This is a genomic window from Sporosarcina sp. P26b (assembly GCF_002743245.1).
GTDB lineage: Bacteria > Bacillota > Bacilli > Bacillales_A > Planococcaceae > Sporosarcina > Sporosarcina ureae_C.
The window spans coordinates 50,697-65,381 of sequence record NZ_PDYW01000012.1 but is presented as its reverse complement, the minus strand read 5'-3'; the positions used below and the strand labels follow the sequence as shown (position 1 = coordinate 65,381).

The window sequence follows — 14,685 nt, the reverse complement described above, 5'->3', positions numbered from 1 at the left end:
CTCATTACTACGCCTACCACGTGCAGCCGCCTACGTTAGATAGTGTGTAGAGCAGTTCTGATTCTTCTTTTGCAAGAATAAGGAACGAATACTACCAGGTCACTGGTTTCATCTACTATAAACCACAACCTGACTTGGCAAGTACTTAGTAGCGCAGGCACAACTGCGGGGTAGGCCGTGGCCATGAGACAGCTAGCAGCCCTACCGCTAGTTGGCTCATGGCTGGAGGCAATCCCCCACGTGCCTGTGCGGGTCCAAAGCACACCATCTTCAACGCCCAAACCTAAGTCGATCCACGACCCAACCCCAATCCCCTAACAACTACCTCTATACAAAAAAAGACGAATCCCCAAAACACAGGATCCGCCTTCAGTCTTTATCTCTTACTCTTCATCAAATTGATAAAGAGGTGTGCTCAAGTAACGTTCTCCGTTTGACGGAAGGATCGCTACAACTGTTTTGCCTTTGCCTAACTTCTTTGCTACTTGCAACGCAGCCGCAATTGCCGCACCTGAAGATACTCCACCGAGGATACCCTCTTCACGTGCCGCACGACGCGCAAACGTATATGCATCATCATTAGAAACTTTGATAACCTCATCATAGATTTCCGTATCCAACACTTTCGGCACAAATCCTGCCCCGATTCCTTGGATTTTATGCGGTCCAGGCTTACCTCCAGACAATACTGCTGAATCTTCCGGCTCTACCGCAACGATATTGATACCAGGGAAACGTTCTTTTAATACTTCGCCCACTCCTGTAATCGTACCACCCGTACCAATTCCCGCAATGAACGCGTCTACTTGATCCAGAGCATTCGCAATCTCAGGTCCTGTTGTCAGACGATGAACTTCGGGGTTTGCTTCATTATTGAATTGTTGTGGCAAGAACCAACCGTTTTCTTCTGCCAATTGCTCAGCTTTAGAAATTGCGCCTTTCATTCCTTCAGCTCCTGGAGTCAATACTAAATCCGCTCCGTATGCGCGAAGTAAGTTACGACGCTCTAAACTCATCGTGTCAGGCATAACAAGTACTGACTTATAACCTTTTGCAGCTGCAACCATAGCGAGACCGATACCCGTATTGCCGCTCGTCGGCTCGATAATTGTACTGCCTTCTTTTAAATTACCGCTCTTTTCCGCTGACTCAATCATAGCAAGCGCAATACGGTCCTTGACACTTGAGCCAGGATTGAAGAATTCTAGTTTCAAATACACATCTGCGTCGTTTGCACCTGTTAAACGATTTAATTTTACTAACGGTGTTTTACCTATCAAATCAATAACTGAATTTCCCACTCTACTCATTTGTCATCCGCTCCTAATACCTAGTATTTTTATATGTTTTATTAGCTTAATATTACTACCTTCTAATTAAGTTGTCAATCAAATAATTCAGAAGATTATAGTGTATCTGTTTTATTTGATAGCGCTTACTCTTGAGATTCTTTAGATAAATTATAAAACTACCCGCTACGCGAAAATGTATTTGGCAGCGGGTAAGTAGTTTACGATCTCATTAAATTAAATCTTGAAGTTCTTGCTCAGAGAAATGATACTTCTCTAAACAGAAGTGGCATTGAGCTTCTGCACCATGATCTTCATCGATCATCGCTTGTATTTCTACAGCCCCAAGTCCTTTAATCGCCTCGCTAAAACGCTCTTTGGAACAATCACAATCAAACTTCACGTCTATTCTAGTGAGAAATTCTACGTTTTCTTGACCTAACACTTCTGAAAGGATTCCTTCAGGTGTTAGTCCGTTGTCAATCATAGTAGAAATCGCCGTCATGTTCGCAATTCTTTCTTCTAGCAATACAATCGTTTCTTCTGTAGCTCCGGGCATTACTTGCAGTATGAATCCACCTGAAGCTTTGACTGTGTTGTCTGGATTGACAAGTACACCTAGTGCAACAGCGGACGGTACTTGTTCAGATACTACCATGTACTGAGTGAAGTCTTCCGCAATTTCCCCGGAAATAATTGGCACTTGCCCTGTAAAGTAATCTTTCATACCGAGATCCTTTACAACGGAAAGCATACCTTCCGTACCGACTGCACCACTTACGTCTAATTTCCCTTGTTCATTTAGAGGTAAGTGAGTTTGTGGATTTGTAGCATATCCGCGGACTTCCCCTTTTGCATTAGCATCCACAACAATCGGACCTAGTGGACCATTTCCTTGGATTTTCACTGTAATATTGTCTTCACCTTTTAACATAGCGCCCATCATGACGGATGCTGAAACGGTACGTCCAAGAGCAGCAGTCGCTGTCGGCCACATCTGGTGACGTTGTTGCATTTCTCCTACTGTTTCAGTTGAGCGGACTGCATATGCACGAATCTGTCCTTCGAAAGCTAGTGCTTTTACTAAATAATCTGTTGTCATTTCATTCTCTCCTTACAAATTTCTTTCATAAATTAAATGTAATCCTTTTAGTGTCAGGAAGTTATCTACTACATCAATTACTTTTGTTTCAGATGCAATCAATTCTGCCATTCCACCTGTCGCGATGACTGTAGGTTCTACTTTACAATCCTCTTTTATACGGTTAACAATACCTTCTACTTGTCCAACATAACCAAAGACAATACCAGACTGCATAGCAGCGACGGTATTTTTACCAACAACATGCTCGGGCCGTGCAAGTTGAACGCGTGGCAATTTTGAAGCGCGGTCAAATAACGCCTCCATAGAGATCTTTATGCCAGGCGCAATGGAACCACCCATGTATTCGCCGTTTTCGTTCACGTAGCAATACGTAGTAGCTGTTCCAAAGTCAACGATTATCAGCGGGCTACCATATTCACGGATCGCCGCTACCGCATTAACGATTCGATCTGCACCGACTTCGCGAGGATTTTCATACTTAATATTCAATCCTGTTTTCACACCTGGCCCAACGACCATCGGCTTCTGATTGAAGTATTTTTTACACATTTGCTCTAACGGGAACATAACAGGCGGCACCACAGAAGAAATAATAATGCCAGTAATGTCTTCGAATGAAAGCCCCACATGCTGAAACATTGCTTTAACTTGCATGGCGTATTCATCCTCCGTCTTATGACGATAGGTTTCCATACGCCAGTGGTACTTCAGTTGATCCCCTTCATATACGCCTAACACAATATTGGTATTACCTGTATCTAATACTAGTAACATAGTCGTTGTCCCCTCATACTTTGACTTTTTCCCGTACATCATATCATAATTCCACGTGTAGATACTGTAGATGTGTACTGACCATTTCCCTATCATTAAGAAAACAGCCGACTGTAAACAGTCGGCTGTTAGGTTCGCTTAGTCTCTGCGTTCTTCATCAATTGGTGGTAGTGTCTTATCTGTTGCTCCACCTTCACTTGGCAAGTCACCGATTGATGGGTCTGATGGTGCACCCGTACTATCAGGAGTCACGCTTGTTGAATCCGGTGTTTCATTCATTGCAGTTTCCACAGGGGATTCCACAATCTTCTTGTCATCATCGCTGCCATCGTTGTTGTCGTATGGGCGATCAGGCAAAGTACCGTGATCTTTCAAGTGATTGATTTGTTCCGCATCCAACGTTTCGACTTCCAATAGAGTCGTTGCGATCAGATTAAGCAATTCTCGGTTTTCAGTCAAGATCTTTCTTGTGCGTTCATATTGCTCTTTAATAATAATTTGCATTTCAGAATCAATTTCGTATGCGATTGCTTCAGAATAGTTTTGCTCAGAATTGAAGTCACGTCCAAGGAATACTTGGCCGCCTTGCGTCTGACCGAACTGCATCGGACCGATTTTATCGCTCATTCCGTATTCTGTAACCATCGAACGTGCAATACCTGTAGCACGCTGGAAGTCATTATGTGCACCGGTTGATACTTCGCCAAGCACGATTTCTTCTGAAACACGTCCACCTAGAAGACCCGCAATTTTGTCGAGGAGTTCAGGTTTTGTCATGAAGTAACGATCTTCTTTTGGAAGCATGACTGCGTATCCGCCAGCCTGCCCACGAGGAACAATAGTTACTTTATGAACGATTTCTGCATCATCGAGTATTAAGCCCACAACTACGTGACCCGCTTCGTGGAACGCGACGATGTTTCGTTCTTTTTTCGAAATGACACGATTTGTTTTTGCAGGACCTGCAATAACACGATCCGTTGCTTCATCAATATCGGACATATCGATTTTTAGTTTATTTCTTCTCGCTGCCACAAGAGCTGCTTCATTCAATAAGTTCTCAAGATCCGCGCCAGAGAATCCTGGAGTACGCTGAGCTAGAGCTTTCATATCGACTGTATCGTCAAGTGGCTTGTTACGTGCGTGAACTTTCAACACAGCTTCTCTTCCTTTAACATCTGGACGACCAACCGTAATTTGACGGTCAAAACGTCCCGGACGAAGAAGTGCCGGGTCCAAAATATCCGGACGGTTTGTAGCGGCAACGATGATAATTCCTTCGTTTCCTTCAAATCCATCCATTTCTACTAGCAACTGGTTCAATGTTTGCTCACGCTCATCGTGACCGCCACCTAAGCCGGCTCCACGCTGACGTCCAACTGCATCAATTTCATCAATAAAGATAATACATGGTGAATTTTTCTTGGCATTCTCGAACAAGTCACGCACTCGAGAAGCACCCACACCTACAAACATCTCAACGAAATCAGAACCTGAAATCGAGAAGAATGGTACACCAGATTCGCCTGCAACTGCACGCGCAAGTAATGTTTTACCTGTACCTGGAGGTCCAACTAGCAAGATCCCTTTTGGAATCCGTGCGCCTAACTCCACAAACTTACTGGCGTCTTTCAAGAAGTCCACGACTTCTTCAAGCTCTGCCTTTTCTTCATCTGCACCTGCAACATCATTGAAACGTACTTTCTTTCGATCGTCCGTTTGCAGTTTCGCTTTACTTTTCCCGAAGTTCATCACCTTGCCGCCACCGCCGCCTTGTGATTGGTTCAGTAAGAAGAAGAAAAGGATAATAATAATTATGAATGGTACAAGTCCTGTAAAGAACGATACCCACGCGCTTGTTTCTTTTGGCGGTAGGATGTCAATTTCAGTATTTGTCTTTGCGACTATTTCGCGAATGCCGTCCATATCATTTTCTGGAATGTTCGTTACGAATGTTTCACCTTTTTCGTAGTCGGTCATTTCCCCTTTTACTTCATACACAAGCTGTAATGGTTGGTAAGTTGCATTTTCAACTTTTCCTTGTTCCAGCGCTGTGATGAATTCATCATACCGAATTGGTTTCATCTTCGGATTTGGATTGTTAAGCGAACTGAATATCCCCATTATTGCAAGGAAGATCAATCCATATAAAAGAAAGTATCGAAGTATTCGATTCATCCCAAGCCTCCTCATCTCATTCAACAAAAACTAAACAGAAAACTATTGTAAATTTTAGCATAGATTAACACTACTTAACAAAAGAAATGCTTTATGAAAAAAGGCTTTCCTTACTGTCCGTTAAACTACGGTCAGAAAGAATAGATTTCCTTTTTCAATACACCGATGTATGGCAAATTACGATATTTCTCTGCGTAATCCAATCCGTACCCAACTACGAACGCGTCTGGTACATCGAAACCAACATAATCTGCTTTTAAATCTACTTTACGGCCAGTAGGTTTATCCAACAATGTAACAATTTTAATAGAGTTGGCTTTTCTGTATTTAAACAGCTCAACTAAATAATTCAATGTCTTTCCACTGTCGATAATGTCTTCAATGATCAACACATCGCGACCTTCTATGCTAGTGTTCAAATCTTTGATGATTTTCACTTCACCTGAAGAAACTGTTGCATTTCCATAACTAGATACGTCCATGAAATCCAATTCGATATACGTATCAATACGTTTGATCAGATCACTCATAAATGGTAATGCACCTTTAAGTATGCCGACTGCCAATGGAAACTTTTCACGGTACTCTTCAGTTAATGTTGCTCCGAGTTCCCGGACTTTCTCTTCTAATTGCTCTTCTGAAATTAAAACATGCTCGATATCTTGTGCGATCATCGGCCCGTCCCCCTCTATTTTATCTTGTCTCGCCTTCTCGCGTAATCCATATGTATGAATCGCCTTCCAGTTGGCAGCGCGAAAACATCTCACCATACCGTACACCAGGCACCGCACACACAGTACCGCTCGCTGTCGTAATGACAGGCTGCTGTTGTCTTTGCACGATCCCTATCTTTTCATCAATCAATATCCGCTTTATACGTTTTGGCTCAGACATTCCTTTGAGCAACATTCTGTCTCCGGTAATTCGCAACCGTGCAGTTAACGGCAGTTCCGACTTAGGCAATTGAAAATACCTAATTTCGTCTGAAGGTAAAAAGTGTTGGATCCTATGCGCATTGACATGATGCCAGTAAAATTGAATATTTCCCCACGTATGCCAAGTACCTTTCTCAAGGACTTTTGGACGAAGAGACGCTGTATCTATATCCTTTTTTGTAACTAGCAGTTTATCATATTGCCTGATAAACCGATAGTCATTTGCCAAATCAATTGTGACATTCCCAGCTGTGTTCGTAATATGCTGTAACAGTTCATCCACTAATGTAAAATGCCACTCAGCGTTCTCTGTTGCTGGTTCAGTCAGACATTTTAATAGTAGTTGAATCACTCGCTTTTGTAAAGCGTGGGGAATAGCAAGAAATGCCTCCCGTTGAAAAGAAGGAAGCTGTTCATCCGTATACGTAACAATCGATTGCCAATGTTGACTTGCAAGCTCACTCAGCAATTTTTCATCCGCTTGACGTTGCTCCGTTTGGCGTACCGTATTGACCGCAACAGATGGATTTTCCTCTATCAAGAGGGGTAGCACTTGGTGTCGCATACGATTGCGCAAATAATAATCTTGCTGATTACTGGGATCTTCCCGGAACTTTATTTTGCATTGTGTCGTATACGTGTACAGTTCGCTTTTTTTTAACGGAAGGAATGGCCGTACAATTTTACCCGAATGAAACGCGCGTTGTATCGGCATACCGTTTAATGATTGTCCTTTACTCAATTGAATCAATACCGTCTCCAGTTGATCATCTGCATGATGGGCTGTTGCGAGAACCGTGAACTGCTCACTTTTCATCGTTTGTTCGAAACGTGCATAACGCTGTTGCCGACAAACTTGCTGCATATTGCCACCCTGGCTTTCTAAGATAGCCCGAATAGGCACTTGTTCAGAATAAAAGGGTAGTCCGAATTCCTCGCATAGTTGCTTCACAACAAACGCATCTTCAGCAGATTCAGCTCCACGGAGCATATGGTCTACATGAATGGCCCCAACTTCAATGGCCAAAAATTGCTGATGCGTCGCAAGAAAGTGAAGCAGTGCGATGGAATCCACACCACCCGAACACGCGACCAGTACACGAGAGCCGGGAGGAATCAGTGTTTGCTTGTCGATAAACTTCAAAACCTTTTGCTGCAAACTTTTCATGATCCATCTCCCTCCTCTCTCTATTCTACCATTGTTTAGCTAGAAATGATTCGAGGTTGCTTATTAGCTTTTGACCACTTCGGCACAATATGACCGACTTTCATAACTAGAATCGTCCGATCATCTTCCACAGACTCAAATACCCGTTCCATCTCCATCATCACTTGATCATCACTTGATCCGCAATCGTTCGGCAGTCCATCTCTTTAAAGCGTTCTATCGTTTGATTCATGACGTCCTCCTGAATATCAAGCGGTATATCTCCATTAAATATACCATCCGTCATCATGACAACAATATCACCAGATTTCAACTTTTCATTTTTTGCTTCTATTGAAAATGAAGGTAAGAAGCCAAATGGCACCGTTTTGCTGTCCAACCGGATACAATCATCACTTCTCTTAATATAGGTACTCATCGATCCCGCTTTCCACGACCACAGCCGCCCTTCCTGTAAATCAATTAATGCTAAGTCGAGTGTTGCGTACATATCATCTAGCCCATTTAACGCCATCATATAATGTAATGTGTGAATTGCCGTTTCAGGATCCATTTTTTGCCCCAAGCATTCCCTCATCAATCGGATAACCTTTCTACTCTCGTGGTATGCATTGATATCTTGTCCCATTCCATCAGATAGCAGCACGGCCGACAATCCGTCGTGAATCTTGAATAACTCATACGCATCACCGCCATTGAACGATCCTTTCCCTGCTGTCGTGACAATATCATAGTCGAGTGAAAAACGAACCGCAGAACTAAAGGTCAATTGGACATGGGGGAACGGGAATGGTTGGTACGTTGATTTTGAAATATGCATCGGTTCGTCATACATTTCCTCTAAAATAGGCAATAATAAATACTCCCCAACAGTTGTCTCTGCTTCAAAGTCCGCTTTTTTCTCTGGCACCGATATTACAATTCTACAGGCACCTCGTTCTTCGGATAAAATATCTATTTGGAAAAACTCGATCCCTTGTGACTGCAATCGATTCGCAAGTTCTTCTTCGGCCAACTTATACGTAGTCAGATCTTCTTTCACTTCTCGCATAACTTTTTCAATGTGGGTACTCATATCGCGCAATTGTAACGCCAGCATCTTTCGTCCATGCTGTAACTGCCCCATTAATAATTTATTAGCCCCTCTTTCCTCCAATTCATTCAATAATCCTTTAAAGCGCAGACATTTATATTTCATCTGCTGTTCCACACGTACTCGTGCCGCTTTTTTTGTTGCGGAATAGGTGGTTTCCCATTCATTAATCAACGGTTCAATGCCATCCTCTTCATTTTCCCAACACTTACGGTAACGAAAACAGGATTGACAAATAGATGGTACTTGACTTGTTGCCGCCACTTCCTCTTCAGGAGACAGACGATCATTGACGAGTGTTGACATGAAATGAGCGAACTGCTGGAACTCCGCTAACTGTCCATCCAATTTATCCGCCAACCATTGTTGTCGTTTTTCCGATATCCCTTCTTGTTTCGGCAATAAAACTTGTCGTATTTGACTTAATTTACGTGAAGGAATCAATATAAACAGTAATGCCGCGGTACCGACTGTGGAAAAATGTACGGTATCAAGAGGCAATGTCGCATCATAAAGAAGGAAAAAGAGCGAAACAAAGACACTGCCGGTGATGATCCCAAGCTTCCCAAACCGTTTCAGTGAACCCGCGAGCAAACCAGTCATACCATATAACGCCATCATACCCGTGAAAGATAGTTCTGATACCCCTATAATCAATGCGATGATCATTCCGACAGTTGTAGCAAACGGCACTCCCCCAACGACAGCCGCTACAAAGATTGCGAGAAACAAGAACACACCCGCAACTGAAACCGTCCCAATCTGGAAACCGCCCATCCCTGTTGCTGCAAGCGCTCCCACTATACACATCGCACTGATCTGCTCAGGGTTCCATGGTCCGTATAGCATTCTTTCTATAGAAGGAAATGCAAGCAACATGAAAATAGTCATGAATAGCGCAAGCAATGCTTCTAATCCGATCGATAACTGAACTGCCAAAGGCAACATCCCGTCTCCGTACTTTACGAGTTGCCAGACCAGTTGCGGAATAATCATTGCCCCTGCTACAGCGATTGGAATTGACCTTTTCACAACAGGAATTTTAATAATTGAATGAAACAGCAATAATTGTGTTAGATGAATGACGGCTTGTCCGACCCCTAGAAATGCGCTGCCCGCCATCCCTCCTATAAATACATAAATCATATGTTGACGGTAGCGCATACTGGCCAACGCCCAGATTGGTAAGAAAAACGGAACTGCCATATCAAATACTACTGCTTGTGATAGAAAGAATGATCCTACTAAGAAAAGAAGGGCCGTCAGCAAGTAGACTTTTCGATTCATCAATTCTTGCCACGAAGCCCTGAACATCTGCACAAACGGTCGCTCCATATTGTCAATCATCTTCATTTCCCATACCCCCTATGTTCTCTTACATAAAACTATACATGGGAGTTGCGAGAAATTTTGTCTGTTCATGGCGGCATATTCGCAAAACATTTCGACGTATTCCGTATGTTTATTTTTTAGCAAAAGAGAGGTTGACAGTTGTTTAAATGCCTAGTATGATAAGAGACGTTGCGTTTGAAGTTGTATAATTTCAACGTGCAAATGTCTTGGCGGTGTAGCTCAGTTGGCTAGAGCATTCGGTTCATACCCGAAAGGTCGTGGGTTCGAATCCCTCCGCCGCTATAATAGAAACACGAAGACTCCTCTTGCTTAGGCAAGGGGAGTTTTTCTATGTGTTGGTGATTACATGGGCAAGTTGTTCGTACAAGTCAGTAGGATACGATGTTAGGTAGTGGTTTGACTAGCAATGTATGTGGGTCGGGCATTGGCCCCACTTCGGCGGTGGTGGTTGGCTTCCGCCTACCTTAGATAGTGTGTAAAGCAGTTCTGATTCTTCTTTTGCAAGAATAGGAACTGGTACTACTCAGTCACTGGTTTTATCTACTATAAACCACAACCTAACTTGTCAACCACTCAGTAGCGCAGGCACAACTGCGGGGTAGGCCGTGGCCATGAGACAGCTAGCAGCTCCACCGCTAGTTGGCTCATGGCTGGAGGCAATCCCCCACGTGCCTGCGCGAGTCCAAAGCATGACCCTCACTGCATTCAATGAACAAGTAAAATTCGAGCGACGATCCATTCTATATATCATTGACTATGCCAGAACAGTAAAAATGTCACACCCAGTTACTGATCTTCATCTTTTATAAACCACAATCTAACTTGTCAACCACTCAGCAGCGCAGGCACAACTGCGGGGTCGGCCGTGGCCAGGAGACAGATAGCAGTTCCACCGCTAGTTGGCTCATGGCTGGAGGCAATCCCCCACGTGCCTGCGCGAGTCCAAAGCATGACCCTCACTATATTCAATGACCAAGCCAAATTCGAGCAACGACCCAACCCCAGTCAATACATTCAAATACATTTTTAGACACAAAAAAACGCATGCTCCATAGTGCGGAACATACGTATAGGATGTCATCTGATTTTAGTTCACAGTTGAAACAGTCAGCAAGTTATCCCCTTCTAGCTCCACGACCGCCACGTTTGGACTCTGTCGCTCTCTTTAAGGTAGTTAGACGTTCTTCGCTGTCCTTCATGAACTTTGCCATCTTCTGCTCAAAGTTCTCTGGTCGTTCAAAGGCTTGGCTTGCTTCCTTGACGAGGTCTCGTTGGACGTTGTGGACGCTGTGGACGTTGTTCTGACTCAGGCTTCGCCTTACGGATGGAAAGACCGATTTTACCATCAGATCCCACATTCATTACCTTCACTTCAACCATATCGCCGACTTTTAAATGATCGTTTATATCTTTGACATAATTGTCAGCTACTTCACTAATATGGACTAATCCTGTGGATCCGCTTGGCAATTCAACAAATGCCCCAAAATTTGTGATCCCGGTTACTTTACCCTCTAACTTGCTGCCTACTTCAATTGACATAAAAAAAATGCTCCTCCTTAAGTTTTAAGCGGCTCGTAAGCCTATCAACCATATTGGCAGTGCCTGTATTTTACAGGCTCCTACTTATATTATAGCCAACAAAAAAAGAGTGTCAACTTGACTACTCTTTTTCGGACTCTTTTTCAGAAACTTTTTTCTTATCTGGAATGGAAAAAATGATCTCATTGGACTCAGAAAGAAAGTATTCCTTGCGTGCAAGTTTAGCAATATACTCATCATCATCCAAACGAATTAATTGCGTATTCAGTTGGTCTTGCTGTTCCTTCAAATCCTCTAGTATAGCCGTTGCTTGTTCTTTTTCCTTATGTTTGGCAGCCAGAATTTCTTTCTGTCCAGCATTCATATTGAATAAACTTCCAGCAACTACACAGACGATAACAAAAAATACAGCTAGTCGATTACGCAGACGTTTTTGTTGTGCTTTTTTAAAATTTTCTTTTTTTTGCATGGAGCGCACATAGTCTGTATCGATCGATGTTACATTCTTAGTTGAGGGCTTCTGTGTTTTTTTCATGGCGCACACACCTTTCTGGCGTAATTCTACTATTGCACTCTATTATATAGTACTCTGCATTTTTTTTGAAGGTATTTCCCTATGTTCTTTATTAATCGTGTGAATGGAGACATGATTAGTGACAAAATAGAGACTATTACATAGACAATACGTTGAATCGTCAGGTAGACAAGACGAATGATGAGCCAAATCGGCCTAAGCACCACAAGTAACAGTAGTCTACCTACGAATCTGACAGGACGATGGAAGATGGCAGCGTACAATAACAAGCCACTGACCTGGGCAACGGGGTCATACATTCTCCATGCCCCGTCACGTACCATAAGTAATACCAAAAAGGCTCCAATCCCTAACATAATCCAGATGATGCACTCAAGCCAGAATGCCCATCTTCTAATGAACGAACGTTTATCGCACGCGGCGACAATCGTTCCGAATAAATCCATTACAATTCCACCAGCAATCCCTGTCCCGATCATCGCCAACAGACTGAAGAACTGGATGGATAGGCTCATCCGAATAGTTTATGGAGGAAATTGCGTGAGCCTGCTTCTTCGTCGTCGTATTGCAAAGTTTGGACTGTGCCTTCAAGTGTTAGCAAGCCCTTGTCCACATCTAGATGTACAATACGCAGTTCCTCCCCACGGATTTGCAGTACGCCAAGCGATGTTCTAACGAGAAATTCCTCCTGATCAAAGCGGTCGATCGTTTTCACGGATGTGAGGTCCATTCTTTTGCGATTGCGCATCGTCACTACGTGGTCTCCTGATGGAATAGTATACATCGAGCTGTCTGTTTGAATCTGCATATGCGTCCCCCTTCTCTAGTACGTTCCCCATATCATATGCAGGGGCTTGGCCAAACATGACAAGCTGTTTTTAATTGAAGTACAAATCCCATTTCCTAGTCTAGCTATTAAAAAAAGACAACCCGACTACAGGCTGTCTCTTCGTTAATTAGTTTTAATTTTCGTCGTCTACAAATTCAGGCTCCACTTTCTCCAAGCGTTCTTCACTTGTGATCGTGTACATACCTGCCGCGTCCTCTTTCTTAGTAGACGCCTTCAGCTCATTAACTGTAGCATTGACAATTTTCTGACCGAAACGGATGGATAGCTCGTCCCCCGGTTTGACGACTGATGAAGCTTTGGCTACTTTTCCGTTAATCGTAATTCTCCCTTGGTCCGCTACTTGCTTTGCGAGTGTACGGCGTTTGATAAAGCGAGATACTTTAAGAAATTTATCTAGTCTCATTTGGATTCTTCCTTTCGTTTGGCCTGTTGCCAGAACTCTTCAAGTTCCTCTAATGTATAGTCTTCAAAACTGCCGCTTCCTTGTTTAACGGACTGCTCCACAAATTGAAAACGGGATTTGAACTTTTTATTGGTATGCCACATCGCTTCTTCTGGTGAGATCTTGAGGAATCTTGCGATGTTGACGATAGTGAATAGGACATCTCCTAGCTCGTCCAGTTGTTGCTCCACTCCGCCGTTATGCACTTCTTCCTGAAACTCTTGCCACTCTTCTTGGAACTTGTCGAAAGCTCCTTCTATAGAAGGCCAGTCGAATCCTACTTTGGCTGCGGTCTTTTGATAATTATAAGATGTCAGCAAAGAGGATGCCAATCGTTCTTGTCCTTCTAACAACGTAGATGTTTGCGGTTTCTCTTGGTCCTTGATCGCTTGCCAGTTCTTTAACACTTCACCTGTAGTGTCAGCTTTAGCTTGCGCAAATACATGTGGATGGCGACGAATCATTTTAGCCGCGACTGTTTCAAGTACGTCTTCCATCGCAAAATAGCCATTATCTTCGCCGATTTGCGCATGAAGGAAGACTTGTAGTAATACATCTCCTAGCTCTTCGATGATCGCGTCATCATCTTCTTCATCAATCGCCTGAATCAACTCAAAGGATTCTTCGATTAAATAACGCTTCAATGATTCATGCGTTTGCTCGCGATCCCAAGGACAACCATCCGGTCCACGCAAAATGGCAATGATCTCTCTGAATGAACTCCACTCTTTTAGTCGCTGTTCATTATCCAGAATGGGTGGTACATAAACTGTCGTCAAGTTATTCAATGTCACTGTGCGATCAAGCTCGAACAACGGTACTTCAGTCAGTTTTTCATCTTGGGAACCCGCTGATGTAACAATGGTCACAACATGATGGTCAGGGTACTTCTCCATCAAAGACAATTTCACGTCCGATGCAATGAATGCATCGTAGACTTGTCCAATTAATACGTGCTGATCCATGCGTACATCATCACGTTTCAAGTCCGTGCCATCTAGTAGCTGAAACCCTTCGATTGGATCGATACGGAGTGCCGTGAAAATCGGGTCAAGAAAGCTGCTGCCCCCCGCGATATGAAGTTCAATTTCACCTGTACGTTCTTTTTCAATTAATAGTTGAACTGTACGTTCCGCCACAAGCGGGTGTCCTGGCACAGCGTATGTAATTGGCTGATGCGCACTCATTTCAAGAAGTTTGTCGACGATTTGCTGATAGACGGCTTCAAATGAATCATTCGCTTCATAAATTGAATCGAAGCTTTCCATTTCTACCCCTTCTAAACGCAACTCCGCAACGACGGGATGCTCTTCCGTCCGAATGTAAAGATGGTCCGCTTCTTTTAATAGGCGATACGTGCCAAGTGACAATTGTTCCAAATCACTTGCGCCCAGTCCGATCACAGTTATTTTATTCATATC

The 14,685-nt window shown here is 43.3% G+C and carries 15 protein-coding genes, 1 tRNA gene and 1 pseudogene; 1 reads left to right on the top strand and 16 read right to left on the bottom strand.

The window, feature by feature from the left end; genetic code table 11:
• Positions 1 to 35: 35 nt before the first annotated feature.
• The 8 genes from CSV69_RS16685 to CSV69_RS11360 all read right to left on the bottom strand — a co-directional run bounded on the left by CSV69_RS16685 (position 36) and on the right by CSV69_RS11360 (position 9,895).
• Positions 36 to 281, bottom strand: a complete 246-nt coding sequence (locus CSV69_RS16685; RefSeq protein ID WP_143560827.1) for a hypothetical protein — start codon at positions 279 to 281, stop codon at positions 36 to 38.
• Positions 282 to 383: 102 nt separating this feature from the next.
• Positions 384 to 1,310 (bottom strand): cysteine synthase A, encoded by a 927-nt coding sequence (gene cysK / locus CSV69_RS11390; RefSeq protein ID WP_085427775.1) that lies wholly within the window; start codon positions 1,308 to 1,310, stop codon positions 384 to 386.
• A gap of 211 nt (positions 1,311 to 1,521) precedes the next feature.
• Positions 1,522 to 2,391, bottom strand: coding sequence for an Hsp33 family molecular chaperone HslO (gene hslO / locus CSV69_RS11385; RefSeq protein WP_099625970.1), 870 nt, complete (start codon positions 2,389 to 2,391; stop codon positions 1,522 to 1,524).
• Positions 2,392 to 2,403: 12 nt separating this feature from the next.
• Entirely contained in the window at positions 2,404 to 3,168 is a 765-nt protein-coding gene (locus CSV69_RS11380) for a type III pantothenate kinase (protein WP_085427773.1), read from the bottom strand.
• 138 nt (positions 3,169 to 3,306) lie between these two features.
• Complete coding sequence (gene ftsH, locus CSV69_RS11375; RefSeq protein WP_099625969.1) at positions 3,307 to 5,346, bottom strand: ATP-dependent zinc metalloprotease FtsH; 2,040 nt, start codon at positions 5,344 to 5,346, stop codon at positions 3,307 to 3,309.
• Positions 5,347 to 5,477: 131 nt separating this feature from the next.
• Entirely contained in the window at positions 5,478 to 6,020 is a 543-nt protein-coding gene (gene hpt, locus CSV69_RS11370; RefSeq protein WP_085427771.1) for a hypoxanthine phosphoribosyltransferase, read from the bottom strand.
• A gap of 19 nt (positions 6,021 to 6,039) precedes the next feature.
• Positions 6,040 to 7,449 carry a tRNA lysidine(34) synthetase TilS gene (gene tilS / locus CSV69_RS11365; RefSeq protein ID WP_099693457.1) on the bottom strand — a complete coding sequence of 470 codons (1,410 nt, stop codon included), beginning with the start codon at positions 7,447 to 7,449 and terminating at the stop codon, positions 6,040 to 6,042.
• 160 nt (positions 7,450 to 7,609) lie between these two features.
• Positions 7,610 to 9,895, bottom strand: a complete 2,286-nt coding sequence (locus CSV69_RS11360) for a SpoIIE family protein phosphatase (protein ID WP_233192379.1) — start codon at positions 9,893 to 9,895, stop codon at positions 7,610 to 7,612.
• A gap of 208 nt (positions 9,896 to 10,103) precedes the next feature.
• Between CSV69_RS11360 and CSV69_RS11355 the strand changes: the two genes are divergently transcribed.
• Positions 10,104 to 10,177: transfer RNA gene (locus CSV69_RS11355), tRNA-Met, on the top strand.
• Positions 10,178 to 10,460: 283 nt separating this feature from the next.
• Here CSV69_RS11355 and CSV69_RS16860 read toward each other — a convergent pair.
• From CSV69_RS16860 to yabN, 8 genes and pseudogenes are all read right to left on the bottom strand, one after another.
• A complete protein-coding gene (locus CSV69_RS16860; RefSeq protein ID WP_158232659.1) occupies positions 10,461 to 10,634 on the bottom strand; it encodes a hypothetical protein in 174 nt (57 codons plus the stop codon).
• An 86-nt stretch (positions 10,635 to 10,720) separates the two neighbouring features.
• Positions 10,721 to 10,846, bottom strand: coding sequence for a hypothetical protein (locus CSV69_RS17325; RefSeq protein WP_255396879.1), 126 nt, complete (start codon positions 10,844 to 10,846; stop codon positions 10,721 to 10,723).
• 164 nt (positions 10,847 to 11,010) lie between these two features.
• Positions 11,011 to 11,437 (bottom strand): annotated as a pseudogene (locus CSV69_RS11350) (S1 domain-containing RNA-binding protein).
• A 121-nt stretch (positions 11,438 to 11,558) separates the two neighbouring features.
• Positions 11,559 to 11,972, bottom strand: a complete 414-nt coding sequence (locus tag CSV69_RS11345) for an FtsB family cell division protein (RefSeq protein ID WP_099625967.1) — start codon at positions 11,970 to 11,972, stop codon at positions 11,559 to 11,561.
• A 29-nt stretch (positions 11,973 to 12,001) separates the two neighbouring features.
• Positions 12,002 to 12,487, bottom strand: a complete 486-nt coding sequence (gene yabQ, locus CSV69_RS11340; protein WP_099693456.1) for a spore cortex biosynthesis protein YabQ — start codon at positions 12,485 to 12,487, stop codon at positions 12,002 to 12,004.
• On the bottom strand, positions 12,484 to 12,780 hold the full coding sequence (gene yabP / locus CSV69_RS11335; RefSeq protein WP_029054884.1) for a sporulation protein YabP: 297 nt from the start codon (positions 12,778 to 12,780) through the stop codon (positions 12,484 to 12,486). Before yabP ends, yabQ begins: the two co-directional genes overlap by 4 nt.
• Before the next feature lie 154 nt (positions 12,781 to 12,934).
• Positions 12,935 to 13,225, bottom strand: coding sequence for an RNA-binding S4 domain-containing protein (locus CSV69_RS11330; RefSeq protein ID WP_085132328.1), 291 nt, complete (start codon positions 13,223 to 13,225; stop codon positions 12,935 to 12,937).
• Complete coding sequence (yabN, locus tag CSV69_RS11325) at positions 13,222 to 14,682, bottom strand: bifunctional methyltransferase/pyrophosphohydrolase YabN (protein ID WP_099625965.1); 1,461 nt, start codon at positions 14,680 to 14,682, stop codon at positions 13,222 to 13,224. Before yabN ends, CSV69_RS11330 begins: the two co-directional genes overlap by 4 nt.
• Positions 14,683 to 14,685 lie beyond the last annotated feature (3 nt).

What these genes read in the sequence shown, in the direction of transcription:
- cysK (WP_085427775.1), bottom strand. Translation starts at nt 1,310, where the DNA reads ATGAGTAGAGTGGGAAATTCAGTTATTGATTTGATAGGTAAAACACCG.
- hslO (WP_099625970.1), bottom strand. Translation starts at nt 2,391, where the DNA reads ATGACAACAGATTATTTAGTAAAAGCACTAGCTTTCGAAGGACAGATT.
- CSV69_RS11380 (WP_085427773.1), bottom strand. Translation starts at nt 3,168, where the DNA reads ATGTTACTAGTATTAGATACAGGTAATACCAATATTGTGTTAGGCGTA.
- ftsH (WP_099625969.1), bottom strand. Translation starts at nt 5,346, where the DNA reads ATGAATCGAATACTTCGATACTTTCTTTTATATGGATTGATCTTCCTT.
- hpt (WP_085427771.1), bottom strand. Translation starts at nt 6,020, where the DNA reads ATGATCGCACAAGATATCGAGCATGTTTTAATTTCAGAAGAGCAATTA.
- tilS (WP_099693457.1), bottom strand. Translation starts at nt 7,449, where the DNA reads ATGAAAAGTTTGCAGCAAAAGGTTTTGAAGTTTATCGACAAGCAAACA.
- CSV69_RS11360 (WP_233192379.1), bottom strand. Translation starts at nt 9,895, where the DNA reads ATGAAGATGATTGACAATATGGAGCGACCGTTTGTGCAGATGTTCAGG.
- CSV69_RS16860 (WP_158232659.1), bottom strand. Translation starts at nt 10,634, where the DNA reads ATGGATCGTCGCTCGAATTTTACTTGTTCATTGAATGCAGTGAGGGTC.
- CSV69_RS17325 (WP_255396879.1), bottom strand. Translation starts at nt 10,846, where the DNA reads ATGCTTTGGACTCGCGCAGGCACGTGGGGGATTGCCTCCAGCCATGAG.
- CSV69_RS11345 (WP_099625967.1), bottom strand. Translation starts at nt 11,972, where the DNA reads ATGAAAAAAACACAGAAGCCCTCAACTAAGAATGTAACATCGATCGAT.
- yabQ (WP_099693456.1), bottom strand. Translation starts at nt 12,487, where the DNA reads ATGAGCCTATCCATCCAGTTCTTCAGTCTGTTGGCGATGATCGGGACA.
- yabP (WP_029054884.1), bottom strand. Translation starts at nt 12,780, where the DNA reads ATGCAGATTCAAACAGACAGCTCGATGTATACTATTCCATCAGGAGAC.
- CSV69_RS11330 (WP_085132328.1), bottom strand. Translation starts at nt 13,225, where the DNA reads ATGAGACTAGATAAATTTCTTAAAGTATCTCGCTTTATCAAACGCCGT.
- yabN (WP_099625965.1), bottom strand. Translation starts at nt 14,682, where the DNA reads ATGAATAAAATAACTGTGATCGGACTGGGCGCAAGTGATTTGGAACAA.